This window comes from Novosphingobium kaempferiae (assembly GCF_021227995.1).
Taxonomy (GTDB): domain Bacteria; phylum Pseudomonadota; class Alphaproteobacteria; order Sphingomonadales; family Sphingomonadaceae; genus Novosphingobium; species Novosphingobium kaempferiae.
On record NZ_CP089301.1, the window covers coordinates 734,681 to 751,494 of the forward strand.

A 16,814-nucleotide genomic window follows, 5' to 3' on the forward strand; every position below is an offset into this window, starting at 1 on the left:
TAAGCCCAAGTCGTCCAGGCGACCCCGCCCGCGTCACGACCCCACGCTGCCCCATCGCCTGACCCACGCCTCGGTATCGAGCAACGCCATCAATCGGGGGCGATGGGCGTCTCCAACATCGCCTTCACGCTTGAAGAGGCCCTCAAGTTGCACGCGATCAACTATTCCCTTTCTTGCAAGCTCACCATCGATCAGTCTTTCGGCGATCTCGGACCGGCGCTGCTCTATGAAATTGGCCACGAAACCTTCGGGTGTTCCCTTACCCTGACGCGCAGCAACTTTAGGGGGCAGTGCTGATGCGAACGCCCTGCGAGCTACCGCACGATCGACGCCGCCCTCGCACACCTCCCAGGACGGAATGCCGAGGCACATTTCGACAATCGGCTGCGACAGCAGAGGGCTGATCATTGGGACTGCAAGACTTTTGTCACGGTGCTCGATATGGTTCATGGCCCGCAGGAGAAGTGTCACGTGCCCGATCCTCCCTGGTGGCGTATCGCTTGGATGATCGAACCAGGGGTGTTCGACCGGTTGGTCTTTCTGTGCGGCAAGGAAGTCGGTATGGAGCAGACCGGGATCTGCTTTCCAACCCATCCCTTTTCCACGAGCGCGGTATACGCGCATCGCCTCATCAAGCACTTGCCACGGGCTGGAGCCGGTCAGCGCGCAAACGTCCTTGAAAGTGGAAAGTGTGCCGCGCGACCAACCTTCCTTGCTGTAACGATCGATTACCGGTCGCGCCGAATGCGTGAGATAGAACACGTTGTCACCCCCGGCGCCTACGAAAAAGCCGTCGGCCTCGCAGAGGCTTACCGCCTCCCGGACAGCCTGGTTATAAGCCATTTCGTGGAGCTTGCCGCAGGGCAGCGGCACGCCTTCTGCAACCGAGACATCCATGTCGATGGCTTCCACCGCATGGAAGGCTTCGATCAGATTCGCGTTGAAAGCGCACGCCACCTCGCGGGCGTAAATGCGCTCGTCTCCGGCCGGATCCGAGGTACTTAACGTGACGCACGAGATTGATGGCGACGCCCTGGCAAGGCAGGCAGCGACAATCGAGGAATCCAATCCTCCGGAGAGCCCGACGAGGGGACGCGCGAAACCGGAAGCCCATGCGCTATGAACGCTTCGCACGGCGCGGCCTAATCGATCGCTGGCCGGCTCATTGCCCGACCAGGGATCGATATGGTCCCAGGGACTCCACACACGTCGCGCTGCGGGTAACGGCGCGGCGACATCGAGGGAACAACCCGCCAGCAATTGGGCAACCCCATGGATTGCGGTCTTCTCAAAAGGTAGATGCGGCAATAACAGGGACCTGCCGACCACGTCCCAATCGACTGCGGCAACAGTAACACCTGCGGTCACGAGCAGTGTGAAATCGGAAGCGAACGCTGTTCCGAGTTTTCCCTGGGCATAATAGCAGGAAAGCCCCCCCGATGGGTCACGCAGAACGGTGATGCCCGTGGCCGACCTGAACGCAGCGACATAACTTCCCCAGAAACGCTCCACGAGATGCCGGCCGGAAGTGAGACTTGCGCGCCGACTGTCATCGTCATTGAGGCTGCGGACCTGCTCGGGTGGACCGTGGCGCGCAAAGAGATTGCCCACGATGATGCCTCCCGCGTCGCTCGCGACGATCGCGTCGGCTGGTCCGTCTGCCAGGAGAACGAACTCGGGTGTGTGATGGACCACCCTCAAGCCAATGCATGCCGCCAGCTGCTCGCTTTGGTGCGGGCACATGGCTTCCTCGACATTCGGAACGATCAGTAGGTAGCGCATTCAACACACCGTCAGGATAGGAGCGAACATCTGGACGCGATCCGGTCTGTCATTCAGGACGAGGCCTTCGTCCTGCACCCAGCAATGCGCGGCGAAGGGGTTTGGCTGGATGCCGATGACCAGGGTAGAGGCGAGGCCGTGTTTGCGGCACGATGCCGCAAGCGCGAGCGATCGCGCCAGGCACCGATTGTTGCTCCCGAGCAGCATGTCCGCCCTGGCGAAGGCCCGAACAATAGCGTCGCGATCCGCAAGCCTGGTCCGGGGGAGAACCTGACCGGCGTTAGATCCCAGGCCTTTCAATACGGCGAGCAGCCGTTCAAGCGGCCAGGTCTTCACGCGCCTACTCCACACCAGCTGGGTGGTGAGAGCTGCGAAAACGAGCCAGCTCGAGACATTCCCCGATGCGGGATCGAGTGCAGTGTCCGCGAGCGCGATCCTGGCAGATGTCATCGCCATGGGCGGCTGGTCCTGATCGCTCACCGCCAGGACGTCACGATCCTTCAATTCAAGCAGCCGCTCGTGGTCCAACCCGATGAGCGCTGCCCCGAGTGCCCACCGTCGAAAGGCCGGAGCCTGTTCATGTGTCAGCGCCCGATAACGGCCGCCGCCCGGGTCCAGGAGGATGACACGCTCACCGGCGATGCAGAAGTGCATGCCCTCGCGAAGTCTAAAGCCCATCGGGAAACCTCTTGGGGTCAGGAGGCACGCGGGCGGCGAAGCCCGCGTGCCCATTGCTCGTCAGTCGTCGGAGATCCCCGTCTGAGTCCGCTGAGGACCGAGGGTGTCGAGACCGACCGGCCCGGGGCCCTTGGTTTCCTCGGTTACCATGCCCAGATCGACGAGTTCAGCCTCCAGATGGTCTTGACGTTCCATATTAGCCTCCTTCTCGAATTCAGCCGCAAGATCGCAGCCGCAGTAAGGATAGATGGCGGAAGAAGAACGAGGCGAGCTTATAAGGTCTCGCGTTGGCGAATGGGAGGTATCGCAGCAGCTGGAACGTATTGCCTGGAGAAATGAAGTCGCGCAGGATCAAAGACTTCCGCCTTGATTTGCGATCATGGCGATCTTGCCTGCGCGACGGATACGGCGTCGATGATATGCCCGCAGGAGCGAAAGCCGGTCCGGACTGGAGCCGAAAATCGCATTCGCAACACTTGCGAGTTCCTCGTCGATTTGTATCAGCGCCTCATCTTCGAATATCCGGGTTGGGGTAAGTCGATCATTAGCGCTTGCGAGAGCGCGGCCATGTTCCTTGTTCTGCGCGAAATCTGCGAGTGACCGGAAGACTGCCGTGGCAGCAGCCGCTACCGGTTGTCCGGGACCGATCGCCAGGTCCGGCATAGCCATTACGGGGTCTGACTGTGAGAAATCCTTGAGAACCAATCGCACGAGTTGACCGTGCCATACATACAGATCGCGCAGCGCCGTCGCGGTGAAATACGGCACGCGATATCCGCCCGCTTTTACCATTTCCACCATCCGCTCACCGACCAGCCGGTGGGCGGCGTCGCGCAGCGGAGAGATGGACATGCCGTACTCCAGCGCGATCTGCCGCTCGATGATGGGAGATCCAGGCTTAAAGCGACCGGCAAGAAGGTCGGACTTAAGCAGCTTATAGGCGCGTTCCGCAGCGACAGGTTCAGGAGCCATTGGCCTTGCTCGGGTCAGCGCCGGCGCATCGCGTCGCGCGCGCTGCGCGTTGAATGGCGTACTGCTGCCGATTCCTGATGGCGGGCGACCGCTTCGAGCAGTTCGCATTGAAGGTCCCACAAATCATCCTGCATCAGCAGTTCGCGCGGTACGTCCATTTCATGCTCCACTGCGATCAAGGGAAGGAAAAGGTGAATAGTGGTCATCTGCAGCGCGCGAGCGCAGCGGATATGATCATCAAGCGCGGAAGCCGGGAGCCCCCCTTCGATTTCGCGAACCCATCTATCGCTGCGGCCGATTTTCATCGCCAGTTCGCGTTGCGAGATATGATCGCGGCGTCGGCGCCGCTCGATCAACTTTCCTGAAATGAGTTTGATTGCGTTCAGTATGTCACCGTCACTTGCTTGCGTTGCGTGCAGCGTCATCTGCAGGTCTCCCTGTCAGCGGCTCTAAAACACAAACACATCGCCCTGTGCGAACGAGACTGTTGCACAAAAAACCTTGGGTCAACGAACGATAGGTCCCGTCAGGACAACCATACCTTCCAGTCTCCCGGAAAATACTACCGGAAGTGCGACTATCTCATTTCGCGACCTGGTGAAGCTCTACTCGAGCTCAATGTTTGCAAAAGGTCGCGGTCGGTCGCGGTTTCCATCCGACCCAGCGCTGCGAGAAAGATCTTCCAGACGGCTGGCGCTGGATGAACCAGTCCCGATTTCTCGACTGTCACTGCAATATCTTGGACCATCACCGCCAGCGCAGGAGATGTGCCAACGAACCGAACCAGGCGTCCGCCATGGCGCGCGATTTCAGGGGACAGCAATTCCTGCGCCGCGATTTCCGCCGTACTTTGATGAAGCAAGGTGACGGCGACGAGAAGCGTTGTGCCATACGGCAGAAAGTCACCCACCGCATGGCACAGGCGGCAATGACATTGCAGGAAAAGACGCACTCCGGACGGAGAAAGTTGAAGTTTGTAAGCGCGTGATCGGACCTTCACCACCGCCTCTCTCCATTTGCCAATTCTGGGGAAACTTCCCGAATCACGGTCTGCAGGCGCGATGCTTCAGCAAGTTTAAGCCAATGGTCATCCGCCACGAATAGAAGAAGATTTCGGACCGGCAATTCCGCAATTCGGAAGACAAGTGCCGACTTGCGGCAGCCCATTGCCCCTTCAGGGAATTCTACTGCCCCAATGGTTGCGGCTTCAACCTGTTCCCGCCACCCCCAAGATCACATCGAAGCGGACGCTACAGACAGCGGATGCGCCACGTAGCGTTCGAACGGTGCCTTCAACCTTGCGGTTCAAAGCCAGACACATCGAGGAACCTTACGCCCATGTCCGCAGGATTCCTGTATCACACCGCCCTGATTGCAGCACTGGCGGCCACCGCCCTTCCCGCCCGTGAGTTGCGAGCGCAAGACGTCGCCGCAACCCAAGACAGTCCAGGTCCAGAAATGGAAAAGGCAGTGGATGCGGCGCAACGCCAGCTTCGACAAACCTTTACCAATCTGGCGTTCGCGGATTTCGCTCCCGCGCCGGTAAAGGGGCCGATCTTCCAGGCCGTCGCGGGTGGAAGGATGCTTTATTTCGCTCCTGAGAGCGAGCATCTCCTGTTCGCGGCGGTCTACGACAAGAACGGTGTCAACCTGACCGCTCTTGCGCAGGATGCCAGCGCACGGAAGCGCCTCGCCGCGATAGACCCGCAAAGTGCTCTTGTCATCGGGCCCCGGGATGCGCCAAAGGTCATCGAGTTCACCGATCCGGATTGCCCGTATTGCCGTGCGCTCGACCGGTTCTGGGCAGCGAAGGCGGCCGAAGGAAAGGTGGTGCAGCGCCACATCTACTTTATGAGCGCGATTCATCCTCAGGCGGCCGCGAAAGCGGAACACATCCTGTGTTCACCCGATCCGGTGGTTGCCTTCAGTGCGCTCTACCAGGGCGTTGAACCGACCGAGCTGCTCAAGTGTCCAGCGGGCGCCAGAAAAGTCACCGAGGACGCCAACACCGGCCGAAAGGTCGGGGTCTCCGGGACGCCCACGCTCTTCATCGAGGGACGGCAGATCAGCGGTTTCCAGCAAGGGGAGCTCGAGGAGTACCTCGCAGGGCACGCCAGCGCTTCCCTTGCCGGGCCGTGAGCCGATCGCTGCCGGATCTGGCAGCCTGCGGGCCCGCTGGCACGCACTTCCGCCGTCAATAACGAAGCTGCCGTCGAGTGCGTGCCTTCAGGGGCCGTCGAGCGCACTTGCCGGCCGGGAACGGCCAGCGCCCTGATCGGTCGATGGGGCCAGATACCCGAAAAGCCGCGACGGCTCCGCATAAGAAGGGAACTCGTTATGGTGACTTTGCTTCGAGGAAAGGCGTTCCGCACGGCAGATGCGGCGATCCTTTTCATTCTGGCCGCGTTCGCCGGTGCCGGCATGGCCCATGCGTTCGCGGCACCCTCGGTGGGCGATCTCGGCTACGACATCTACGACATCGTCGTGAACCAGGGGGTGAAGGGGCCGCTGGGCTTCGTGGGCGGCGTCGCTGCCTTCCTGTTTGGCGTCTCGCGCCTCTTTTCCAACATCATGATCGGCATCCCCACGATCGTCGCGGCCGTGTGTCTGATCAAGGCCGATTCCATTCTTCAGACTTTCGGCCTCGTTGTCTGAGGTCGTGATCTGAGGCCGGACCCTGAAGGCGCGATCTGAACACGCGATCTGAGCATTGGGCAGGTGCCGGGTTCGTCGGTCCCTGCTCCACCAGACGGGAGGTGACTGTCACCTTTCGTGAACACCACGCACTTCCAGGGGCGTGGTGAAGCAAGGGAGAAGGACGTGGATGAACGCCTGCCCCAGTTCCTGCACAGGCCGGTCCAGATACTCTGGTTCGACAGTCAGGAATTCATCGTCGTCATGGCCACGATATTCGTCGCGGTCATCGTTGGCGGGACCATCGGATGGCTCCTCATCGGCGTCCTTCTCCTGTTCATTCCCTGGAAGCGCAGCAAGCCGCGCGGGTTCATCCCGCATCTAGCCTGGCGCTGGGGTCTTGCCCGCTTCCGCAACTATCCGGGTCCGACGCAGACCCGCTTCTACGAATAGGAAAGTTGGCGATGTTCCTGCGACGAAAGCCGGCAAGTGACCTCGTCGGCGATATCCGGCCCACCTGGCACCTCCACCGCTACCTGCAGGGCTCGGCCAACCTCTTCGAAGAGAACCGCCTGCTCAAGATCGCGGTCGCAGGTCTATTCGGCATCACGGCCGTCCTCGGAGCGCTGATCTACACCTCGAACCAGAATGCCCGCACGGTCATCGTGCCGTTCGGCGCTGATGGCGACTTGTTCATTACCGGCAATCGACCTTCGGAAGGCTATCTGCGCTCGATCACGTTCAACGTCGTGGGCCTTGCTGGCACTTATTCCGCCTATTCGGCCGACCGTCAGTTCCAGGAGTTGCTGCGGATCGTTCACCCTAGCGCCTATAACGAGGTGCGCGACAGCCTGAACCGGCTGCTCGATGAACTGCGCAGCAACCCTACCCTATCGATCGCGACATACATCCGTTCCGATCAGGCCGTGACCCGATCGGGAGCCGAAATCCTCGTACCTATCGAAAAGGTCCGGGTGATCGGCGGCGTCATCCGCAAATTCCGGGGCAATCTGCGCATTCGCTACGCGCTCGAGAACGGCCGCTTCTGGCTGACGGCACTTCAGGAGGAAAATTTCGATGCAGATGCGCGCTAGATCGACGGGCTTTCAACGGCTGCGGCACGCCTGTGTTGCCGGCTCACTCCTGGCGAACCTGGCGAGCGGCGCCCCCGCTATCGGTCAGGTCGTCATGGCCTTGCCTGACCAGACGAGCCGTATCCAGCTTTCCAACCGCGACATCAACCACGTCGTTTGCGTGGGCGGGGAGATCGAGGAGGTCAAGTTCTCGGCCGAGAAAGGCCTCGCGGTCGAACGCGGCGGTTCGGATGCCTGGATCAAGTTCCTGGTGCTCGAGACCGATGACGCGTCTTTCAAGACCCGTACTTATGTCACCAGCCCGGCAGAGTTCTTCGTGTCGTGCAACGGGGCAATCTATCCGCTCTATGCCGAGCCGTCGGATATTCCCGCGCAGACGGTCAATCTGGTCCCGGGTCAATTGCAGCGCGCGCGTGCCAATGACGTGCTGATGGGCGCGATGTCCGCAGAGGAACGCGCCGTTGGCGTCGCGCTTGCCGTCCTTCAGGACCGCATCCCGGCCTCCTTTTCCGAAGCAGCGCCAAGGCGCGATAGCCTCATTCTTCCCGGTCTGGCATACGCCGCGCTCACCGAGCGCCGCCGACTGGAGGTGGAAGGCGCCGGAATTTCCGTAAGCGAATATCTCGTACGCGCCTCAGCCGCCACGGTGCTCGACGAACGCGACTTTCTGGATGTGGCACTCGGCGACGACATCTTCGCCGTCACACTCGATCGCCTAAGCCTGCAACCTGGCGACGTCGCGCGGCTCATCGTCGTGCGCCGGAGTGTCCGGTCATGACGCAACCGACGGGAAAGCCGAACTCCGGGCCGGCCACGGCGTCGACGCAGGAGCCCGTCTCGAGCGTGGGCGGACCAGGCACCTCGCCCGGCACGGCTGCTTTCGAAGGCCGCTCCCCGCTCCTCGATATGAAGGCGCGATGGAGCCGGTTGTCATCGGATCACAGACTGCGCGTCAAACAGCTCGGCGTCGTCTCGGCGATCGCGCTGGTGGGCATGGGTCTCTACACCGCCAGCAGAAGCGGCAAGGAGGCTGCGCCCACGCCGGCCCAGGCTACCAACCTCGACATGGGGGCGGGGCTTCGCGGCGACAGCCTGGAACTGAAGCTGCGCGGCGATCTGCAGAAGGTTCTGGACGGTCAGACGCTGCTGGGCGACAGGGTCAGTGCGATCGAGGAAGGCAAGATCATGCCTCGCGGCGGCAGCGACGGCGCATCGAGCGCAGCAGACGGCGACCTTCCGCCCGCACTGCCCGGCGATATCCCGGCTTTTCCGCCGGCTCCCGCCGACGCAGCGATGAGCCAGGACGAAATCCCGGCGCCGCCGATTGCGCCAACGGCTCCATCCGCGCCGCCAGCTCCCCCCAGCGAGCGACAGGTCGGCGCCATTGGCGCGGCGGTCAGCACGGGTAGCCCGGCGGGAGGAGCAGGCGGCACAGCCACGTCAAAAAAAGGCAAGCGGACGATCTATTTGCCTCCTGGTTTCATGAAGGCCCGGCTCCTGACCGGGGTCGACGCACTGGCGAGCCGGGACGCGACCAGTAATCCCGAGCCGATCATTGCCCGCGTTCAGGCGCCGGCGGTCCTGCCCAACGACGTGAAGGCAAACCTCGCCGGATGCTTTGTCATCGGCAACGCGACCGGCAGCCTCGCGAAGGAACGGGTGGAAGTCCAGCTGGTCTCGCTGTCCTGCGTGGATTTCGACGAGCATGCCGTCGTCGACCAGGCGATAAAGGGCTTCTTCGTCGACGGGGATGGCAAGAAGGGCCTTTCCGGCAAAGTCGTGACACGCGCCGGAGCAACACTTGCCCGCTCGTTCCTAGCCGGCACCATCTCCGGGATCTCGCAAACCGTCGAAGGCACGTTCGGCAACCTTTCGACTTCGGCGCTCGGCAGCGTGCGTTCGCTCGATGCCGGTGATGCCGCAAAAGCGGGAATAGCCGGCGGCCTGTCGCGCTCGTCCGACAAGCTCACCGACTTCTATCTCGATCTCGCGAGGCAGGCAGGTCCGGTCGTCGAGGTAGGCGCGGCCAAGGACGTCGTCGTCGTCGTCCAGGAGGGGCTTGCGCTGGAAATCAAACCGTCGGTCGAGGGCAAATTCTGATGCCGCGGCTATTTCGCCAAGGAGTATCTGTCATGGCAATTCCTTCGTGCCGCAGCGTGCTGCTGCCGCTGTTCAGTGTTAGCCTGGTGCACTTTGTCGGAGGATGCGCGAGCCTCGGCTCGCTGATGTCTCCCTATCCCGAGACGTTCTCCTGCAAGAATGACGATCACGGCCAGTGCATTCATCCGGACAAGGCCTATGCCGATGCCGTTGCCGACATCCCGTCGAAATCGGATCCTGCCGTAACCAACGCCCGCGCCGCTGCTCGCGGGACGACATCCGGTTCGACCGGGCGTTCACGCCGGACCGGCCGCACTGATGCGTTCAGCAACTACAAGGACAGTGTCTATCGCGAACTGCGTAGTCTTATCGAGACGCCAGCCACGCCGATGCTGCAACCTGCCCGGACGGTTCGTACGCTTATTCTTCCCTACGCCGACAGGCAGCGGCCCGACCGGCTCTACATGCCGCGCTATGTCTACTCGGTGCTCGACAAACCCGCCTGGGTTATCGGCGATACCCTCGTGGAAACGCCGGGTTATCGCGCGGCAGCGCCTGTGCTCGGGCAGACCAGTGAGCGAGAAGGCAGTGAGGGTTCCATTACTCGCCCCGGCCCGATGGGTCCTTCCCCGGTTGCCCAGCCCGCGAAGGAGGAACGGCCATGAGCGGCGCGAGCAACAGCAGCGCGCTTACTTACTCGCGGCTGCGCAGGGCGGTGCGCCGGGACAGCTTCTCGGACTATCTGCCGCTCGTCGCGTGGGAGGCCCAAACCGAGGCGTTCCTGTGCATCGATGACAGCTGGGGGCACGCGTGGGAACTGACACCTGCGGCCTACCTTTTCTCGCATGTAGAGGGCGCGCTGCTGGGCCTCTTCAACATCCAGTTTCCGGACGGCACCGTACTGCAGCTTCATACGTTCGCCGATCCGCTCATCGACGATGCGCTCGATGCCTTTCTCGACATGAAGACCCGCGACGACCCGCTGATACAGGCCTCCGCGCGTCACGCCCATGCCTATCTCAGCGCTGGCAGGCATGGGCTGGAGGCGCTTCATGGCATTCCGGTGCGCAATTTCCGTACGCTCCTGTCGATCAAGACAAGGCGGCCGCTCGGTGAGGACCTGAGACGCCAGGTCGAAGAACAACTCTCCAAGCTCGGGATCCGCAGGCTGCCCCCCGCGGAGATGGTTTCCTTTTATCGGCGCATCTTCAATGGGGTCGCCGCGCAGGCACCGGGCGTCTTCACCGACGGCACCACGACAGGGGCTCCCCCGATCGCCCGGCAGATCATCGATGCCGGGCCGGATCTTGTCTTCGAGGGCGCGGAAGTGTTCCTGGGCAATCAGGTCGCGCGATGCCTGACCCCCAAGGCGCCGGCCCGGCGTATCACGGCCGAGCGGGCCAACCGCCTGATGGGCGGCATGCGGGGGGCCTCGGAAGACAGCGACCAGATCGGCGGACCGTTTCTCTATACCCTGAATGTCCTTTTCGACCATTCGCAATTCGAGATTCATAAGCGGGCGCAGATCCTGTCGGCACAGAAGGCTGCGGGCAGTTTCGCGGTCGAGGTCGGCAAGCAGATCGAGGAAATCGGCTGGATCCTCGATGAGGCGGGCAACAGCAAGTTCGTTCGGGTCATTCCCACGCTTTGGGTGTTCGGCCGCGACCGTGCCCATGCCCGGGACCTCGCCGCGCGGGCCAAGCGGCTCTGGGAAGGAGAGCCCCTGCCCTTCTCGATGCAGGAAGAGAGCTATCTCAATCCAACGCTTCTGGTCCTGAGCCTGCCCTTCGGTCTCTATCCCGATCGCACGACCCTGCGGTTGCTGGAAAGGGATTTTCGTATGCCGGTCAAGGCTGCGGTGCTGATGGCCCCCATCCAGACCGACTTTCGCGGGGGCGGGCGCCCTGCCCTGCTTTACACCGGCCGCAAGGGGCAGCTGATCACGCTCGATCTGTTCGATCCGCGCATCAACAATTACAATTTCATCGTTTCGGCCGAAAGCGGGGCGGGCAAGAGCTTCCTCCTCAACAACCTGTGCCAGCAGTATTATGCCTCGGGTGCCCTTATCCGCGTCATCGACATCGGCGGGAGCTACAGGAAGCTGTGCACGCTGTGCTCGGGCCGGTACATCGACATCGGTGAGGAGCACCTGGTGCTCAATCCCTTCGATATGGGTCTGGCGCTCGACGGCGACGACAAGCAATCGGCGATCACCATGGCAGTCGCGATCGTCGCCGAGATGGCGAATGCGTCGACACGCAAGGGCGTCAGTACGTCCGAGTGGAACCTGCTCAAGTCCGCGGTGCAGTGGACGATCGACACGGGGCGCGCGGAACGCGGTATCGACGCGGTCCGCGAATGGCTGGGCACTTATCCCGAGCTAGTGCGCAGCGATCTGGACAAGGTCTCGCATCTCGTTCCGACCGCGCGCGAGCTCGCCTTCAACTTGCGCGATTTCGGGTCGGACGGCGCGTACGGCCACTACTTCAATGGGCCATCGACCCTCGACATCCGCTCGGACGAGTTCGTGGTACTCGAACTCGAGCGGCTGAAATCCATGCCCGACCTGTTCAACGTCATCGTCATGGTGGTGGTGAACGCGGTCACGCAGGAACTCTATCTTTCCGCACGCGACCGCCCGCGCTTCGTGCTGTGCGACGAGGCAGCCCAGTTCATGACCCGAACGGAGGGGCAGGACTTGTCGAGGCTCGCGGAAGCATTTGGGCAAGGCTACCGCCGCGCGCGCAAGTATCGCGGTTCCTTTGGCATCGTACTGCAGAGCATGAACGATCTCACGCTGTTCGGCGGCACGGGGCAGGTCATCCTCGAGAATGCGGCAACCCGCTTCCTGCTCCAGGGCTCGACCTATGGGCGGGCCGTCGACAACAAGATACTCGACTATTCCGGGTTTGTCCTCGACCTGCTCAAATCGGTCCGCAACTCCAAGCCCCATTACAGCGAAGTCTTCATCGACTCCCCGCTGGGTCTAGGCATTGCCCGCCTCGTGGTCGATCCCTTCTCCTACTGGATCAACACGTCCGCGCCCGATGAGGTTGCGGCATTCGAGGCCTTGATGCGGCAGGGCCTTTCGCCGCTCGAGGCGGTGTGCCGACTTGCCGGCATCGATTCCGCGACGATCCTTGGCGCGGATGCGGGCTCAGCCACAAACACCGCCTCCGGCTCTGCGGGCGGGTACGAGCGATGAGCGCTCACAAGCAGCATTGCGAGCGACTAAACCCGCACGGGTCCGACGATGACATGATCGAACGTCTTGTCGAGGCTCGCCTTGCCGAGCGCTTCGAGGCGGAATCCTTTCACTGGCGCATGCGCCTCATCGCGATCGAGACCGTCATAATGGGCCTGCTCGTGCTCGCCACGGGCCTCGTTCTCAAGCAGCCGTTCATGATGGTGGTCCGCGCTTCGGTGCTCATTGCCGGATCCTGCCTTGTCACCGGGCTGCTTCTGGTTGGCCTGTCGGCGATCTCGACGAAGGTGCTGCATCGCATTCGAGGGAGAAGGCCCCGATGAACGGCCTACTTTCATCCAGACCAACGGCTTCGGCCGTGCGCCTCACCGTCAGCGGGTTTCTTCTGCTGCTGACCCAGAGTGCCCTTTTGCTTCTCAGCCCGGATCTCGACGCCACTACCAGCATGCTCATCTGGTTCCTGACCGGTCTCGCCACGCTCGCCTTTCTGGTCGCCCTCGTCGGGATCCCGGAGACCGGCAAGGATACCGGCCGGGACGCCGGAGCAACCCCGCGATGAGCGACCTCCTCAAAATCGCACGGCGCCTATCATGGCTGGGGGTGGCAGCGCTCGCCACATCGCTGTTCCCCGATGCTCGTGCCCGGACGGCGATTGCGGGCGCTGCAAGTACCATCGGCCGCACCTGGGCGATTGCGGAGCCGGATGCGCTGACGGAAATCGAGGCGAAGGCGGCCACCCTGCCCGCTGACATGCGTCAGGCGTTCGGCCCTCGTTCGAAATGGGGGGCGCTGCAGTCCGCATCGCTCGCTACCGCCCCGTCGGACAGGGTGCGCAGCGTCGTACCCTTCTACACGCTGGACTTCGACATCACCCTTCCTGACGGCAGGACGCTTTACCCCAGGGGCTTCACGTTCAACCCCCTGACCTATGTGAAGCTCCCCCAGCGTCTGTTTGTCGTCCACGCGCGCGATCTTGCCTGGGCGCTGGCAACTGCGCGCTCTTCCGATTTCATTCTGCTCAGCGCGGATGCCGGGCAGAACGCCGATGCCATCGCTCTCACCGAGAAGACCGGGCGGGCGATCTATATTCTGGAGCAGCGTGTCAAGGAGAGACTGGGTCTTCAGGTGGCACCGGTCATCGTCCAGCAACAGGGCACCCGCCTCGTCCTCACGGAATACGGACCAAAGAGCCGGGCGCTTCCCAAGGATGCCGGTCGATGAGGCCCCGCCTTCTGCTCCTGAGCCTTTCGGCGCTTACCCTCGCTGTCGCCCTGACGCTGCCAGGTGAGGCACGCGCCTCCAGATGCGAGGCGGGCACCGTTTTCAACCCGATCACCAAAGTGCGGTGGAACTGCATCTTCCCCATCACGATCGGCGGCGTGCGGGTCGGTAGCTATGACAAGCTCGACAAGCAACTCGATGCGCAATCAGCGTCGAAGCCGCTGTGCGCATGCCGCAAGGGCGTCGAGGTCTGGTTCGGCGTGAAGGTCTCCTACTGGTCTCCCAACCGGATGATCGACATCGTGACCGAACCGGGCTGCATGATGGCGCTTGGCACGGATCTGATGCCGACGGGCGGCAAGTTGCAGGGAAGCCAGTCGTCGATCGCGGACGGCACCAACACCCGCAAGATGTTCGCCCAGATGCATTACTACATCGCGCCGGTCTGGGCGATGCTCGACATGTTCACCGACCTTCCCTGTCTGGAAAACGACGGGTTCGACGTTGCCATGATCACCGAGGTGCTGCCGACCTGGCAATCGGGAACCCTCGGCGCGATCATCCAGCCCGAAGGCATCCTGTTCGGCAACCCGGCTGCCGGGCTCGCCTGCATGGCGGACAGCGCCGCTGCGGCCGCCGGCAAGGTCATCGACCCCTTGTTCTGGTGCATGGGATCGTGGGGCGCGACGTATCCCATCGCGGGCGACATCCACTTCGATGACAGCGTCGAGGCATGGGCGGGCCTTGCCGCGCGCGGCGTCTTCATGATGGGCCGGATGGGCGCCCTGACGGTGAGTTCGGCCGACGGATGCTCGTTCATTCCCCAGCCTGTGTGGACGAAGTCGCGTTACAAGCTGCAGATCATGGAGCCGGTAAAGGGCGGCAAGTGCGTCAACATCGGGCGTCCCGGTGCCTTGTGGTCGTCCGCCAAGCACGCGCCCGGCAAGGACAATGCCCAGTTCATGCTCTTCGAGAAGGTCATCTGCTGCGCCGGGGTGCCGGCGCCGTGAGCGACCTCGATCACCCCATTCTCGCGCAAGGCACTCGCCATCATCCGAGGTCTGTCCGCCAAGTCCCCCGGGGCCGGTGGTTGCCGCGCGAGAAAGGAGCGGTGTCGCCCCGCCCCCCGGGCGGCGCCGCTCCACCCGTTCCGAGAAGGACTACACCCCCGCACGGCCCGCAGCGCATTGCGCTTTGGAGATGCTCCGTCGTGGCGGTAGTCCTGGGAGCGTGCGACGCCCTGCCGGCGCACGCGCAGACAATGGAAGACAGAGCGCGGGCCGCGGCGGAGGCCGCGCGCGCGAAGTCGAGCGACAGCGAAGCCCTGCGCAAAAACTATGTGACGCCGGGGCTCGCAGGCCAGGCAATCGCGACAGTCGATAACAGCCGCAGTTTCACGCCCAACCTCGCCTGCAGCAAGACGGCGACATTGCTCGAAGTGATGGTGCAGCCCCGCACGACCGGCGATTTGAGACGGGTCGTGATCGCACGGGACACCGACCTTGACGGGACGCTGGACCGGACTTTCAACCTGCCCGTTCCGGTATCAGGCATCTGCGCCAACGGCGTGGTGTCCTGCTCGCCAGGCACCTGGCAGGCCTGCTCCCCCTTCAGATGGACCGTTGACCAAGCGGCAGCCCCTGCCCTTGAAAAGGTCGACCTGTCCGCGCTCGCAGGCTGCTATTGCATCAATGCCAGCTGCGGCTCCAACCTTGCCTGGTCCAACATCGCGTCGGTTCTGCGTGACATCGGGGGCGGCGCTATCGGCGCGCTGACAACCGCGGATCCGCGTTTCGGCGTTGCCGAAGCCGTGATCGATGGCCCCGTCATCCGTTATGTCGGCGCCCAGTCGACGGCCTGCGCCTCCAATCCCTCCTTGCCGCAGTCCTCCTATCGCGCGAACCCCGCCTTGATTGCGTCCGACGCCTATTCGGCTTCGAGCAGCAGTTCGGTGTTCCAGGCTCTCAAGGGTTCCACGATCGGTACGGGGACCGCTCTCACCTCTCGCCATTGCAAGATCGAACGCAGGATAACGGTCCTCAAACCTCAGCCCGACCAAGTGATCTCCCGAACCTCGGGTGGCTACGCGACCATAGGCAGTGGCACCGCATTCGATTTCCTGATGGGCTCGCCTGCCGACAACAGCCTGAGCGGTGGGTCCTGCTCGTTGGTGGATTTTCGGATGACCTTGCGGGTCAGCGAGCCGGACAGGATCAGGGATGCAAGGCTTACCCATTTCTTCGCCGACGACTGGGCGCAGGTGAGGATTGATGGCGAACTGATCGGATCTGGCCCTACGCCCTGGTCGTCACATGGTCTCCCGCCCGGCAAGTGCGAGTTGAAGAAGACCTTCCATTCCTACCCCCGGCTTGATCTGCGTCCGTATCTTTCGGCCGGAGATCATGAAATCTGGCTCCGGGCAGCCGTCGCCAACGAAGGTGAGGCATTCGCGCAGATACATGTCGAGGTCGATGACAGCTGCAGGACGGACGAGCACCTGGTCGATGGCTGCACGCCGATCGGCGCCGACCCGGCCTGCAGGCTTGAAAGCGAACTCGTGGACGGGGTGCAGACCTGGGTCAATGGTATTGCCACCGGGCTGAAGCCGCTGCCGCAGACGCGCCTCGTGGGAGGCGCGTCGTGTCCCGGGGAGATAACGAGAGACTTCTTCCAGAAGGATCGAACCTATCGTTGCACCCTGGAGGCTCTTGCCCGGCCGGACACGAGCCGCGGCGCCTACATCATCGATCATTCGACAGAGGTCCTGCTTGCCGATCGGATCAGGCGATCGGACGGGGGATATGCGACCCCGACCAGAAGCTTCAATCTTCCCGATCGAGGTCAGGTTGCGCAGTGCGAACCGGTCTGCAAGACGCGCGCGCCCAAGGCGAACGACGCGGTGGCGCTCGATGGCGTGGTGGCCGCAAGGCAAAATGTCCCGACCGGGTATGACACCTTCTACCACGCATGCAGCGGCGACAACCGCTGCCCGATGGGTCCGGGCGAAGAGCTGGTTGCGGCGTGCGGATGCCTCGATGACTTTCCCGAGGCGGCGGCGATGATGCAGACGCTGCGCCTTGCCGGCGCAGACATGGTATGCACCGGGGCCGCGCCGTGACGGGCGTGCA

General features: G+C 62.8%; 19 protein-coding genes. 14 read left to right on the top strand and 5 right to left on the bottom strand.

Going from position 1 to position 16,814, the window contains the following annotated elements; genetic code table 11:
• Positions 1–33: 33 nt before the first annotated feature.
• The 5 genes from LO787_RS03570 to LO787_RS03590 form a co-directional block, all read right to left on the bottom strand.
• Positions 34–1,782: an asparagine synthase-related protein gene (locus LO787_RS03570; RefSeq protein ID WP_232494495.1), complete on the bottom strand. Its 1,749-nt coding sequence runs from the start codon at positions 1,780–1,782 to the stop codon at positions 34–36.
• Positions 1,783–2,436: a lasso peptide biosynthesis B2 protein gene (locus tag LO787_RS03575; protein ID WP_232494496.1), complete on the bottom strand. Its 654-nt coding sequence runs from the start codon at positions 2,434–2,436 to the stop codon at positions 1,783–1,785.
• A gap of 84 nt (positions 2,437–2,520) precedes the next feature.
• Positions 2,521–2,655 (bottom strand): benenodin family lasso peptide, encoded by a 135-nt coding sequence (locus LO787_RS03580; RefSeq protein ID WP_232494497.1) that lies wholly within the window; start codon positions 2,653–2,655, stop codon positions 2,521–2,523.
• Positions 2,656–2,811: 156 nt separating this feature from the next.
• Positions 2,812–3,432, bottom strand: coding sequence for a GntR family transcriptional regulator (locus LO787_RS03585; RefSeq protein WP_232494498.1), 621 nt, complete (start codon positions 3,430–3,432; stop codon positions 2,812–2,814).
• 14 nt (positions 3,433–3,446) lie between these two features.
• The gene (locus LO787_RS03590; protein ID WP_232494499.1) at positions 3,447–3,857 is read right to left on the bottom strand and encodes a helix-turn-helix domain-containing protein; all 411 of its coding nucleotides are present in this window, start codon (positions 3,855–3,857) and stop codon (positions 3,447–3,449) included.
• 275 nt (positions 3,858–4,132) lie between these two features.
• Here LO787_RS03590 and LO787_RS03595 point away from each other — a divergent pair, with 275 nt between their 5' ends.
• From LO787_RS03595 to LO787_RS03660, 14 genes are all read left to right on the top strand, one after another.
• The gene (locus LO787_RS03595; RefSeq protein WP_232494500.1) at positions 4,133–4,420 is read left to right on the top strand and encodes a hypothetical protein; all 288 of its coding nucleotides are present in this window, start codon (positions 4,133–4,135) and stop codon (positions 4,418–4,420) included.
• A 350-nt stretch (positions 4,421–4,770) separates the two neighbouring features.
• A complete protein-coding gene (locus LO787_RS03600; protein ID WP_338045407.1) occupies positions 4,771–5,571 on the top strand; it encodes a DsbC family protein in 801 nt (266 codons plus the stop codon).
• Between the two features lie 198 nt (positions 5,572–5,769).
• A complete protein-coding gene (locus LO787_RS03605; protein WP_232494501.1) occupies positions 5,770–6,087 on the top strand; it encodes a hypothetical protein in 318 nt (105 codons plus the stop codon).
• 165 nt (positions 6,088–6,252) lie between these two features.
• A complete protein-coding gene (locus LO787_RS03610; protein ID WP_232494502.1) occupies positions 6,253–6,519 on the top strand; it encodes a type IV conjugative transfer system protein TraL in 267 nt (88 codons plus the stop codon).
• 11 nt (positions 6,520–6,530) lie between these two features.
• A complete protein-coding gene (locus LO787_RS03615) occupies positions 6,531–7,160 on the top strand; it encodes a type IV conjugative transfer system protein TraE (protein WP_232496245.1) in 630 nt (209 codons plus the stop codon).
• Positions 7,150–7,938: a type-F conjugative transfer system secretin TraK gene (locus LO787_RS03620; protein ID WP_420847808.1), complete on the top strand. Its 789-nt coding sequence runs from the start codon at positions 7,150–7,152 to the stop codon at positions 7,936–7,938. The genes LO787_RS03615 and LO787_RS03620 overlap by 11 nt, the downstream gene beginning before the upstream one ends.
• Complete coding sequence (locus LO787_RS03625; RefSeq protein WP_232494503.1) at positions 7,935–9,260, top strand: TraB/VirB10 family protein; 1,326 nt, start codon at positions 7,935–7,937, stop codon at positions 9,258–9,260. The genes LO787_RS03620 and LO787_RS03625 overlap by 4 nt, the downstream gene beginning before the upstream one ends.
• 32 nt (positions 9,261–9,292) lie before the next feature.
• A complete protein-coding gene (locus LO787_RS03630) occupies positions 9,293–9,925 on the top strand; it encodes a TraV family lipoprotein (RefSeq protein ID WP_232494504.1) in 633 nt (210 codons plus the stop codon).
• On the top strand, positions 9,922–12,465 hold the full coding sequence (locus tag LO787_RS03635; RefSeq protein WP_232494505.1) for a TraC family protein: 2,544 nt from the start codon (positions 9,922–9,924) through the stop codon (positions 12,463–12,465). The genes LO787_RS03630 and LO787_RS03635 overlap by 4 nt, the downstream gene beginning before the upstream one ends.
• Positions 12,466–12,518: 53 nt before the next feature.
• On the top strand, positions 12,519–12,788 hold the full coding sequence (locus tag LO787_RS03640) for a hypothetical protein (RefSeq protein ID WP_232494506.1): 270 nt from the start codon (positions 12,519–12,521) through the stop codon (positions 12,786–12,788).
• Complete coding sequence (locus tag LO787_RS03645) at positions 12,785–13,024, top strand: hypothetical protein (RefSeq protein ID WP_232494507.1); 240 nt, start codon at positions 12,785–12,787, stop codon at positions 13,022–13,024. Before LO787_RS03640 ends, LO787_RS03645 begins: the two co-directional genes overlap by 4 nt.
• Positions 13,021–13,686 (top strand): conjugal transfer protein TraW, encoded by a 666-nt coding sequence (locus LO787_RS03650; RefSeq protein ID WP_232494508.1) that lies wholly within the window; start codon positions 13,021–13,023, stop codon positions 13,684–13,686. Before LO787_RS03645 ends, LO787_RS03650 begins: the two co-directional genes overlap by 4 nt.
• The gene (locus tag LO787_RS03655) at positions 13,683–14,696 is read left to right on the top strand and encodes a TraU family protein (RefSeq protein WP_232494509.1); all 1,014 of its coding nucleotides are present in this window, start codon (positions 13,683–13,685) and stop codon (positions 14,694–14,696) included. Before LO787_RS03650 ends, LO787_RS03655 begins: the two co-directional genes overlap by 4 nt.
• Positions 14,697–14,947: 251 nt before the next feature.
• Positions 14,948–16,804, top strand: coding sequence for a hypothetical protein (locus LO787_RS03660; RefSeq protein ID WP_232496247.1), 1,857 nt, complete (start codon positions 14,948–14,950; stop codon positions 16,802–16,804).
• The last annotated feature ends 10 nt before the right edge of the window (positions 16,805–16,814 follow it).